Origin of the sequence: Vibrio sp. OPT41 (genome assembly GCF_015163595.1) — a bacterium.
Classification (GTDB): domain Bacteria; phylum Pseudomonadota; class Gammaproteobacteria; order Enterobacterales; family Vibrionaceae; genus Vibrio; species Vibrio alginolyticus.
In genome coordinates this window covers 174,684-186,320 of the sequence record NZ_JADDYH010000028.1, presented here as the reverse complement: position 1 = coordinate 186,320, position 11,637 = coordinate 174,684, and the positions used below count along the sequence as shown (strand labels likewise).

At 46.2% G+C, this 11,637-nt stretch carries 8 protein-coding genes; 7 read left to right on the top strand and 1 reads right to left on the bottom strand.

What is annotated here, in order from left to right; translation table 11 throughout:
• From IQP38_RS26400 to IQP38_RS12725, 3 genes are all read left to right on the top strand, one after another.
• On the top strand, positions 1 to 356 hold a 356-nt coding region (locus tag IQP38_RS26400), incomplete at its 5' end, for an elongation factor P hydroxylase (RefSeq protein WP_228010054.1).
• Positions 357 to 381: 25 nt separating this feature from the next.
• Complete coding sequence (locus IQP38_RS12730; RefSeq protein ID WP_005380548.1) at positions 382 to 645, top strand: YfcL family protein; 264 nt, start codon at positions 382 to 384, stop codon at positions 643 to 645.
• 146 nt (positions 646 to 791) lie between these two features.
• On the top strand, positions 792 to 1,316 hold the full coding sequence (locus tag IQP38_RS12725) for an NADPH-dependent FMN reductase (protein ID WP_138939541.1): 525 nt from the start codon (positions 792 to 794) through the stop codon (positions 1,314 to 1,316).
• A 76-nt stretch (positions 1,317 to 1,392) separates the two neighbouring features.
• On the opposite strand, the gene mnmC is transcribed toward IQP38_RS12725, so the two are convergent.
• Positions 1,393 to 3,411 carry a bifunctional tRNA (5-methylaminomethyl-2-thiouridine)(34)-methyltransferase MnmD/FAD-dependent 5-carboxymethylaminomethyl-2-thiouridine(34) oxidoreductase MnmC gene (gene mnmC, locus IQP38_RS12720; protein ID WP_193837635.1) on the bottom strand — a complete coding sequence of 673 codons (2,019 nt, stop codon included), beginning with the start codon at positions 3,409 to 3,411 and terminating at the stop codon, positions 1,393 to 1,395.
• Between the two features lie 128 nt (positions 3,412 to 3,539).
• Between mnmC and fabB the strand changes: the two genes are divergently transcribed.
• From fabB to IQP38_RS12700, 4 genes are all read left to right on the top strand, one after another.
• Entirely contained in the window at positions 3,540 to 4,751 is a 1,212-nt protein-coding gene (gene fabB, locus IQP38_RS12715) for a beta-ketoacyl-ACP synthase I (protein WP_193837634.1), read from the top strand.
• Between the two features lie 340 nt (positions 4,752 to 5,091).
• Positions 5,092 to 6,225 (top strand): 4-phosphoerythronate dehydrogenase, encoded by a 1,134-nt coding sequence (locus IQP38_RS12710; protein ID WP_005380560.1) that lies wholly within the window; start codon positions 5,092 to 5,094, stop codon positions 6,223 to 6,225.
• Complete coding sequence (locus IQP38_RS12705) at positions 6,222 to 7,235, top strand: aspartate-semialdehyde dehydrogenase (RefSeq protein ID WP_005380562.1); 1,014 nt, start codon at positions 6,222 to 6,224, stop codon at positions 7,233 to 7,235. The genes IQP38_RS12710 and IQP38_RS12705 overlap by 4 nt, the downstream gene beginning before the upstream one ends.
• 197 nt (positions 7,236 to 7,432) lie before the next feature.
• Complete coding sequence (locus IQP38_RS12700) at positions 7,433 to 11,581, top strand: FimV/HubP family polar landmark protein (protein WP_193837633.1); 4,149 nt, start codon at positions 7,433 to 7,435, stop codon at positions 11,579 to 11,581.
• Positions 11,582 to 11,637 lie beyond the last annotated feature (56 nt).

Here is an 11,637-nt window from a genome sequence, read left to right as displayed (position 1 = left end):
TCTCGCATTGGTGTGTGGCTGGTCCAGAGCGTCGTTTGCTGGAAGATTTTGGTTATTGGTATGAACCTGATGGGCGAACAGCAGAAGTTCAAGCGGAGTTTGAGAAAGTTGAAGTGCGACCTCAAGCTTATGAATGGATTCTGGCACAAAGCGCTGGCTTCCCTTTTACGGTGAGTTGTGACAATCTACACGGCGATTTTGAACCAGATAGGCTCGGCTTTATGAAAAAAGTGCATAAAGAAGTGCTAGGTATTTTGGACGTTGGCTTGCCTTTGCGAGTGAAAATGCTTTCTGATGCCCTGCGCGCATTTTATCAAACTAAGCCATTGGAAGCGTCGGACTTTTGCGTTAAATAACCACTAATAACCTCAGAGATACACCATGATTATTGAATTTGAAGAAAAACTACTGGAACTGATTGATGCTCGAATTGAAACAGCATCTGACGATGAATTGTTTGCTGGTGGTTATTTACGTGGTCACATCTCTTTATCCGCGGCGTCTTGTGAAGAAGAAGGGATTAGCGATATTACTGAGCTGAAGTCACGCATTGAGAGCAGCTTAGAAGATGCGCGTACCGAGTTAAGCCCGGCCGATCGCGTGATTGTCAGTGATTTGTGGCAAGAGCTCCAGGCTCAGGCTTAATCCCTAAGCAGCGTTCTCCCTTTATTTAATCCTAGCAATTTACTACTTCGAAAAATTCGAACCTTTCCATAAAATTTTTGTGGTTGTAGCGAAACTGTTCAACTTTTATTCTGATCAGCATAAAACGTGAACAAAGGATTACAACCATGAAAATTGTCGCATTTGGTGCATCTACCAGCTCTACCTCAATCAACAAACTACTTGCTACATACGCAGCAAATCAAGTCGAAGGCGCTCAAGTGAATGTTCTAGACTTAAACGATTATCAAGCGCCAATGTTTAGCGAGGACAAAGAGAAAGAAATAGGTCAAGCTGAAGGGGCTGTCGCGTTTTTACGTGACTTGGCGAAGGCTGACGCTATCGTTGTTTCCTTCGCAGAGCATAACGGTTCGTACCCAGCGGCCTATAAAAACTTGTTCGATTGGGCGACGCGCATTGAGCGTAATGTATTTCAAAACAAACCTGTCGTTTATTTAGCAACTTCCCCAGGTCCCGGTGGTGCACAAAGTGTTCTTGCGGCGGCGACAGGTTCTGCTCAATTTTTTGGCGCGGATGTAAAGGCATCGTTATCTGTGCCGAGCTTCTACGAAAATTTTGACGTGGAATCGGGTAAGGTTGTAAACCCAGAAGTGGCAGAGCAAGTGAAACAGGCAGTTGCACTGCTGAAGTAATCTCAGTACGAGCGACTTAATGAGTTAGCGATTCCCGACACGTATCTGTGTCGGGAATTAAAACGAGAGAATACTCTTACAGCTCGGTAATGGCTTTGCCTTTTCTTAGTTTACGAACCCACATTCGACTTGGGTGAAGTTCGGTCAATATATCAACAGGTAATGGCAGCGGGTCCCCACAGATCTGGGAGGCCAACACTTCAGCTAATAATGGTGCAGAGCTCAGTCCACGAGATCCTAAACCTAAGAAGCAGAATAGGTTAGGGTACTGATGAATGGTTTCTACCTCTTCTTCTTTTTGATTTTGTAAGTTGGCGTATTGCGTTTTGATCGTCTCAAAGTCACCCACATTCCCGACAAATGGTAAGTGATCTCGGCTAACACAACGAATACCTTGGCGAGATTGATTATCAGTGATATCTACCTCTTTTGCCCATGTTTGATTCGGTACACATTTCACTAGCTTTTCCGCATTATCTTTTTGGGCGTTTTCATCAAATTCGTAGTCAAGGTGACTGCGGTCGTAGCTTGCACCGATACACAAGTGTTGATTACTTGGGTTAACAGGTGTCATGTAACCGTCGTAACACAACACCGTTTTCAGCTGACTCAGCGTTTCGGTTGCTGGCGCGTGACTGACTTGTCCTTTCACTTGTCCCATAGGTAGGGAAGCGGTTTGACTCAATGTCTGGAACTCATGGCCGTTCGCAATCACAACCGTTGAGTGCTCAAATGTTTGACCACTCGCCGTTAGTAGCCAGAGCTGACGCTTTTCATCCCAATCTAATGCCTCAACATGGTGTTCAAACTTCGTTGAGAGTAACGACGTCTGCTCCAATTGTTTAATTAACCCACGAGTTAACTCGGCAGGGCACAGCCACCCTCCCATTGGGTAGTGCACAGATGCCATATCAATAGGTAACCCGATAGTGTTCGCAGTCTCCTCGGCGGACAGCTTTTGAATGAGCTCTGGTGTGAAGTTACCCGTAAGTATTTTCTCCAGTTTGTCTGTGGATTTGTCATCCCACATCAACTGAGTCACGCCACACCAGTCATGATCAAAATCGATCTCTTGTGCTGCTTGTTCAACAAACTGACGTGCGAACAAAAATGCAGGAGCAAACACTCGTGAAACACCCGTGTGCGGGCCATTAAGCAGTGGATAAACGGCTCCTTGTCGATTGCCTGAAGCTCCTTTGGCTGGTTGTTTGTCTTTACAGTAAAGGGTGACGTTTTGGCCACGACGAACTAACGTTTTCGCTAACGCCGCGCTAGCTATACCACCACCAATGATGGCAATCGAATCAAGATTGCTAGATGCTGAGCGATTGAACCAAGGGAGATGGTTCGACTGCTTTTCACGTTGCTCCATAGAGCCGGCGATCATTTCTCGCTTAGTGCCGAAACCTTTCACCTTTTTCATTGTAAAGCCAGCTTCGTTCAAACCACGACGTACAAAGCCTGCTGCGGTAAACGTGGCAACTGTACAATCTTGCTTGGCTAGCTTTGCCATGTTGTTGAACAGGCCTTGGTTCCACATTTCTGGGTTTTTGCTTGGCGCGAATCCATCTAAGAACCAAGCATCAATCAAACCTTGTTCGTTGTATGGAACTTGCGGCATGCAGTCTTTAATGTCACCAAACCAAAGGTCGAGTGTGATTGCGCCGTCTTCTAAAACAATGCGATGACACTCCGGCACAGCGGCAGGGTAGTGCTTTTGTAACTTTTCCGCGTACTCAGCTAGCTCAGGCCAAGCTTCATGCGCCTTCTTTAAATCGGCTTTGCTTAATGGGTATTTTTCAAAGCTAATAAAATGCAGCTCTTTCAATGTTGCGTCCGGATGCTGACGACGAAACTCACTAAACCACTGGCATACTGCTAAGAAGTTTAATCCCGTGCCAAATCCTGTTTCACCAATGACAAAACGTCTTTGGTCAAATTCCTGCCATCTTTCTGGGAGATGATTTTGTTTTAAGAAAACGTAGCGTGTCTCTTCAAGACCGTTTACGTTAGAGAAGTAAACATCATCAAATTGGTCTGAAACCGGAGTACCAGCTTCGTTCCAACCAAGTTCTGCGTTTTTTATTGAAGTCATAATGGTGCAAATTTGTGATTTGGCGCGGTAAGAATGGGGCGATTGTACGAATTTATGGGAAAGCTGACCACTTTTGTTGACTATCTTAGTTATCATCTAGCGGATTTTTGAATTATAGGAATGTCATAATGAAACGAGTCGTAATCACCGGTATGGGTATTGTTTCAAGTATCGGTAACAACGTCGAAGAAGTTCTAGCGTCTCTTAAAGCGGGCAAATCTGGCATCACTGCATCTGAGCAGTTCAAAGAACACGGTCTTCGTTCGCAAGTATGGGGTGACCTAAAAATCAACCCGGCGGAACACATCGACCGTAAGCAGATGCGCTTTATGGGTGATGCGGCTGCTTATGCATACCTATCAATGGAGCAGGCAATCGCAGACGCTGGTCTTACAGAAGAGCAGGTTTCAAACGATCGTACCGGTATCGTTGCAGGTTCTGGCGGTGCTTCTGCATACAATCAAACGGTAGCGACAGACACGATGCGTGCAAAAGGCGTAAAGCGAGTTGGTCCTTACATGGTTCCTCGTACTATGTCTTCTACTGTTTCTGCTTGTCTTGCTACGCCATTTAAGATTCGTGGCGTGAACTACTCAATGAGCTCTGCATGTGCAACATCTGCACACTGTATCGGCCATGCTATGGAGCTTATTCAACTAGGCAAACAAGATATTGTTTTTGCTGGTGGCGGCGAAGAGCTAGATTGGTCTCAAACTATGATGTTTGATGCGATGGGCGCACTGTCAACCAAATACAATGACACGCCAGACAAAGCATCTCGCACATACGATTCAGACCGTGACGGTTTTGTTATCTCGGGCGGCGGCGGCATGCTGGTTATTGAAGAACTAGAGCACGCACTGGCACGTGGCGCGAAAATCTACGGTGAAATCGTAGGTTACGGTGCGACATCAGATGGCTACGACATGGTAGCGCCATCAGGTGAAGGCGCAATTCGTTGTATGAAGATGGCGATGCAAAACGTTGATGGTGTGGATTACATCAACACGCACGGTACATCGACACCAGTTGGTGACGTGAAAGAGCTTGGTGCTATCCAACAATTGTTTGGTGAGAACAGCCCTGCAATCTCTGCAACAAAAGCAATGACTGGCCACGCACTCGGCGCAGCGGGCGTGCACGAAGCAATTTACTCAACACTTATGCTAGACAAAAACTTCATTGCTCCAAGCATCAATATTTCAAACTTGGACGAAGCAGCACAAGGTCTGGACATAGTGACAGAAGCACGTGATGCAGAGTTAACGACCGTAATGTCAAACAGCTTTGGCTTTGGCGGCACAAACGCAACTTTGGTTATTAAAAAGTACCAAGGTTAACTGAATTTGTTGGCGCCTTGCGAGAGTACTGTAAACGCCAACAATCCAGTTTCCAGAGCTTGATCAGTCACACTGATCGAACAGACGCAGACTCTATCCCATGGAGAGCGGGATAGGATCCTTTTGTTCTGGAACTTTGCCCGGCTATTTAGCCGGGCTTTTTCTTTTCTCTGTTTCTGCTTTTCTCTAGGCTTCCCGGCAATCGATTCTATAGGAGTTACCTCCTTGAGGTTTATTGGTGTTATATCTTGAGATTTTTCGGGAAAAGGGCACAATCGCTTTAGTTTCGCATCTTGCGAATAAACGAACTCTTACAAATGGATGTTAGAACGCTGGCGCTATGAAAATTATTGTTGATGAAAATATGCCGTATGCTGAAGAGCTATTCAGCCAACTCGGTAACGTAATTCTAAAACCAGGTCGTACACTGACCGCCGATGATTTAGTGGATGTTGATGCCCTAATGATTCGCTCAGTCACCAAAGTGAATGCTGACCTGATCAGCAAAGCAAACAAGCTGAAGTTTGTTGGTACGGCCACGGCAGGCATGGATCATGTTGACCAAGCACTCTTAAAAGAGAAAGGCATTTTCTTCACTGCGGCGCCAGGGTGTAACAAAGTGGGTGTGGCGGAATACGCGTTCAGCGTGATGATGGTGCTCGCTCAGCAACAAGGTTTCTCGGTATTTGACAAGACGGTAGGTATTATTGGTGCAGGCCAAGTAGGTAGCTACCTAGAGAAATGTTTGAAAGGCATGGGTATTAAAGTTCTCATCAATGACCCATTCAAACAAGAGGCTGGTGATCCTCGTAGCTTTACTCCGTTGACAGAACTGATTGAAAGCTCAGACATCATTACACTACATACGCCAATCACCAAAGATGGCCCATACCCAACGCATCATTTGATTGATGAGAAGGTATTAAATGGTCTCCGCAGCGATCAAATTTTGATTAACGCGGCTCGAGGTCCCATCGTTGACAACGCTGCTTTGAAGCAACGTCTTTTGAAAAATGATGGCTTTACAGCGGCACTCGACGTATTTGAATTTGAACCAGAGGTTGATATGGAGCTTCTGCCTCTGCTAGCATTCGCAACCCCTCACGTTGCAGGCTACGGCTTGGAAGGGAAAGCTCGCGGTACAACGATGATTTTCAACAGCTATTGTGAGTTCTTAAATAACGAATTACGTGCGCATGCCAGCGATTTACTGCCAACCGCGCCTGTTCCTACTATGGTATTGGACAGAGCTTGGGACGAAGCAACACTGCATAACATCACGCAGTTAATCTATGATGTGCGTAGAGATGACGCTCTTTTCCGCCGTGAAATCAGTAAGCCAGGCGCTTTTGACCTGATGCGTAAAAACTACTGGGATCGCCGTGAATACAGCGCTGTCACGCTAGTGGGTAACAAAACATGTAACCTTGCTCCATTAGCAGAACTAGGTTTTCAGATTGAGGTAAGTCAATGAGCCAGCAATATAATGTTGCCATTTTAGGTGCGACCGGTGCGGTCGGTGAAACAATTTTGGATGTGCTTCAAGAGCGCAAATTCCCAGTAGGCGAAATCTTCCTACTCGCGAGTGAGCGCAGCGAAGGCAAGACTTACCGCTTCAATGGTAAAACGGTACGCGTTCAAAACGTAGAAGAGTTTGATTGGTCTCAAGCGCATATCGCACTGTTTTCTGCTGGTGGTGAGCTATCAGCCAAGTGGGCTCCAATTGCCGCTGATGAAGGCGTGATTGTTATCGACAATACATCACACTTCCGTTACGAGTACGACATTCCTCTTGTTGTGCCTGAAGTAAACCCAGAAGCGATTGCAGAGTTTCGTAACCGTAACATCATTGCGAACCCGAACTGTTCAACCATCCAAATGCTGGTGGCACTAAAACCAATTCACGATGCGGTGGGTATTGAGCGTATTAACGTATCAACTTACCAATCGGTGTCTGGTGCAGGCAAAGCGGGTATCGATGAGCTAGCAGGTCAAACGGCGAAGCTGCTAAACGGTCTGCCTGCAGACAAGAAGCAATTCTCTCAACAGATCGCGTTTAACTGTATTCCACAAATCGATCAAATGATGGAAAACGGCTACACCAAAGAAGAAATGAAAATGGTGTGGGAAACACAGAAGATCTTTAACGATCCATCAATCACAGTCAATCCAACGTGTGTACGTGTTCCTGTATTCTACGGTCACGCAGAAGCACTTCACATTGAGACTCGTTCACCTATCGATGCACAAGAAGTCGTTAACTTGCTTGAACAAACTGACGGTATCGAAGTGTTCCACGGTGAAGACTTCCCTACACAAGTTCGCGATGCGGGCGGTAAAGACCATGTAATGGTTGGCCGTATCCGTAACGATATCAGCCATCATAGCGGAGTAAACCTGTGGGTTGTTGCTGATAACGTGCGTAAAGGCGCGGCAACTAACGCGGTGCAAATCGCAGAAGTTCTGATCCGCGATTACTACTAAGTCGTTTACAATTCATTTCAAAGCCTCGCACAGTGCGAGGCTTTTTTGTACGAACGAAACAAAATAGTGTGAGATTAGTACGAATATGGCGAGAGCCACACATTTTTTATTCTCAACGCTATAGTTTTGCATGCGATATCCGATATATTTAACCGATCACCATTTCAAATTGTATTTAGCACAAAACTGAGCCTTCTATGCGTCAAAATTATAAGCGTTTGTTAGCAGCCCTTGTGTTGATGAGCGCGACTCAGACATCATCAGTGGTTCAAGCCGAAGGAATTCGTCTTGTTGGACCGTCTGGTGAAGTGCAATCATCTCCGAGCTATGCTGAAGATATTGAGCGAGCATTACCTGCTCCTCCTGCGAATACTCAACCGTCACGTTTCTTTGGTCCGACTGGTGAAAATCAAACACTATGGTCGATCGCTTCAGAATTACGACCTTCACGCGGTGTTACCGTTCAACAAACGCTTCTTGCCATTTACCGAATTAACCCTCAAGCGTTTGAGAACCAAAACATTCATGAATTGATCCCAGGTAGTCGGCTACGAGTACCTTCTCTAGAGCAAGTGCAAAGCGCGACCACAGCGCAAGCTGTTGCGATTATGAAGGCGCATGAAGCTAAGTTAAAACAGCCGAAGCCGACAAATAGAGCGACGCCAGCACAACGAGTCACCGAGCAACCAAAGCCACAAATTAAAGTAGAACCCAAGCCTGCGGCTAAGCCAGAGACAGTGGCAGCAACGGAGCCAAAACCAACTCCGAAAACAATACCCGTCATCCCTGCGCCACCAGTAACCACCTCTCCGCAGGGTGAAAAGCAGGTCAGTGCGCTAAAGGACAAACTTCAAGGCTCACAAAGTGAATTAGACTCATTAGAAGAGAAGAACCATCGTCTTCGATTGATGCTGTCAGAAGTGCAAAGCGAAGTCGAAACTTTGAAAAGCGAGCTGAATGACGAAGAACGCATTCGCTCAGAAGTCGAGAAACTGCTTGCTGAAGAGCGCCAGCGCCTTGCTGAACAACAACGCATGCAACCAAGCACCATGGACAAAATTTTGTCGAATGGTTGGCTTGTTGGTCTTGCGGCATTAATTCCTGGTGCTTTGCTCGCCTTGCTAGTCGTTATGCTGCTTGGTCGACGCTCTAAAGCGAGAGAAGAAGCGGTTGAGCAGGAACAGCAAAACGTTGATCCTCTTGCGGCGCCAATCGGTTTAGCGGCGGCGGATGAGCTGGATGAAGAGCTCACGCTTGATGATGAATTGTTTGCAGATGAAGATATCAACACACAGTCTTTACAAGAAGAGAAGTCAGATTTAGAAGAAGACGTCTTTGCTAACCTCGACGATGAAGAACTTGATTTCAATCTGGAAGGGGACGATGACCCATTTGCAGATATTGGCGATGACGGTGACCTAGATGTTGGTCTGGATGAGTTTGAGTCATCGAACAATGGTATCCAAGTCAACGGCGAAGAAAAGGCGCTTGGTTTAGAAGAAATGGAGCGAGCCTTAGATGAGGTTGCTCCAGAACTAGAAGTGCTCGATGACGATGAGTCTGGCTTCGATCTTTCGGATGATGCGAATGAGAAATCAGACTCGCTTTCAGACGACGCATTTGCCGAGTTACTTGCAGCCGATGAGCCGTCAGAAGAGTTACCAAGTGACACTGTCGACCAGGATATGCTTGATGACTTGTTTGCTGAACTTGGCAACGATGACTTCGATTTAGATACTGATGAGCCTGAGTTAAAACAGCCCGTTTCGGATGATGACTTTAGTGTAGGAGAGGCATCTGACGACGATATCGATAAGCTATTGGCCCAGTATGAACAACCGGCTAGTGAATCGGAAGTTCGAGAAGCTGACGCCAATGAAGGTCCTGTTCTAGATGAAAACAGTACAGAGCTACTCGATGAACTCATTGATTTTGATGAAGATGACACAGACGAGTTTGATCCACTAAACGAGCTAGAAGCAATCTCTGGTTTTGAAGGTGATGACTCGATCGAAGAGTTAGACGCAGATAGCACAGACTTACTGGACGAACTCATTGATGATGTTACCTCTGAACTTGATGAAGAGACTGAAGCTGATTTAGATCCGTTTGATGATCTGATTCGAGAGGACGAGAGCCCAGAGCAGAATAAATCGGAAGAGGAAGAGTTACTGAAATCACTTGGTTTTGGTGAGCCAGACGCCGACGAAAAGCCATCTCCCGTAGTTGGGTCAGAACAAACTCATGAAGATCAGGACATTGAGTCTGGGTTGGACATCGACGCTTTATTAAGTGAAAGCCAGCCAGACACGCAACAAGCTGTAGAAGATCAACCATTAACCGAGCCAGAGGCTGCCTCAGAGCCATTTAGCAGCGATGAATTTCTTGGTGATTTAGAGGACCTCTCACCAGAGAATGATCCTTTAATGAGCGAGCTAGACGACCTATTTGAGTCAGACAGTGAAGAACTTCTGCCAACAGAACAAGAAAAAGCGGATTTTTCTGCTGAACTTGACGCTCTATTTGATAGTGAAGACGATTTACCGCAGCAAGTTGAAAAAACACAAACGGAGATAGAGGAAGCTTCATCACTACAACAAGAGGCTACCGATACTGATTCAACACAAGAACCATCCGTGGAGTCCGATGCTGAGGTACAGCCTCACGTTGAGCAAGAGGAAGACATTCCAGCCTTCACGCCGACACCAAATACAATAGAAAATGAATTCGGTGTTCCACAAGAAGAAGATTGGCTACTGGATGAACCTGAATTGGAGCCGGAAACTGAGTCGACCAACGATTCAGAAGATGAATTCAATTTTGATGAGCTAGATCTTCCAGAATTCAGCGAAGAAGATGCTCTAGCATCTATGGCTGGCGAACCTGCGTTAGAAACGTCCGAGTCCGTTGAACCAGAACAAATTGAAGCCGACTTACCAACCGAGTCCGAAGAAGAGTTCAATTTTGATGAGCTGGATCTTCCTGAGTTTAGTGAAGAAGACGCATTGGCGTCTATGACGGATGAGCCGGAGTTAGAAACGTCCGAGTCCGTTGAACCAGAACAAGTTGAAGCCGACTTGCCAACTGAATCAGAAGATGAATTCAATTTTGATGAGCTAGATCTTCCTGAGTTTAGTGAAGAAGACGCATTGGCGTCTATGGCGGATGAGCCGGAGTTAGAAACGTCCGAGTCCGTTGAGCCAGAACAGGTTGAAGCCGACTTGCCAGCTGAATCAGAAGATGAATTCAATTTTGATGAGCTGGATCTTCCTGAGTTTAGTGAAGAAGACGCATTGGCGTCTATGGTGGATGAGCCGGAGTTAGAAACGTCCGAGTCCATTGAACTAGAACAAGTTGAAGCCGACTTGCCAGCTGAGTCCGAAGAAGAGTTCAATTTTGATGAGCTCGATTTGCCAGAGTTCAGCGAAGAAGATGCCTTGGCGTCGATGGAAGAAGAGCCAGAATTACCGAGCTCTGAGACTGCAGATATAGAACCAATCTCCGGTGAGGATGAAGAGTTAAGTTTTGACGACCAAGATCTTCCAGAGTTCAATGAGGAAGATGTTCTCGCGTCAATGAACGAGGGTGCGTCAGAGAGCCCTAAGGTTGAAGCAGAGACATCGAGACCAGCTATTCAAGCCGATAACGATCATGATGCTTTGTTTGAAGTATTTGCGCAGCAAAACGGCTTTGATACTGACCCAGAAGTGCAGCCAACAGCGACAGAGGGTGAGCCGCTCAGTAATTTGGATGATGAATCATCAATGGCTAGCCTTCTTGCGGAAGACGCAAACTCAGAAGTATTTGAAGGTAAACTAGACAGTGACACCATCGCAAGTGCAGGTATGGATTTTGAAACCATGCTGGATGTTGGAGATGATTGGGATGGCTTTAAACCCGCTGCTGATAACGTAAGTTCTACTGAAGAAGTGCCTGAGGACCAGCGTGATGTTTGGAATTCGAGTGATGCACTAAGTCAGCCAGAGATCGCGCAAGAAAACTGGGCAGAGCAAAGCGACTTGGATGACTTCGACCCGAAGAAAAATCAATTTATGACGATTGATGAATTGATGGCTCAGGTCGACAGAGAAGGTGGTGAGTTCGAAGAAGAAGACCTTAAGCTCGATGTCGGATTGAACGAGTTTCCAGATGTTATCGGCGAGATCGGCGATATTGACGTAGATAACAATGCTGAAGCGGCTGGGAAACTGGATTTGGCTAAAATCTATCTCGAGATGAACGATTCTCAAGGGGCGATTAAACTACTAGAAGAGGCGATTGTTTACGGTGAGGATGATATTCGCCGCGAAGCAAAAAGCCTGATTGACGCCATTAATGGCCGATAAACCGAAACAAAAGGGTAGCGTTTGCTACCCTTTTTGTGTCCCGTTAGTAGGATGCT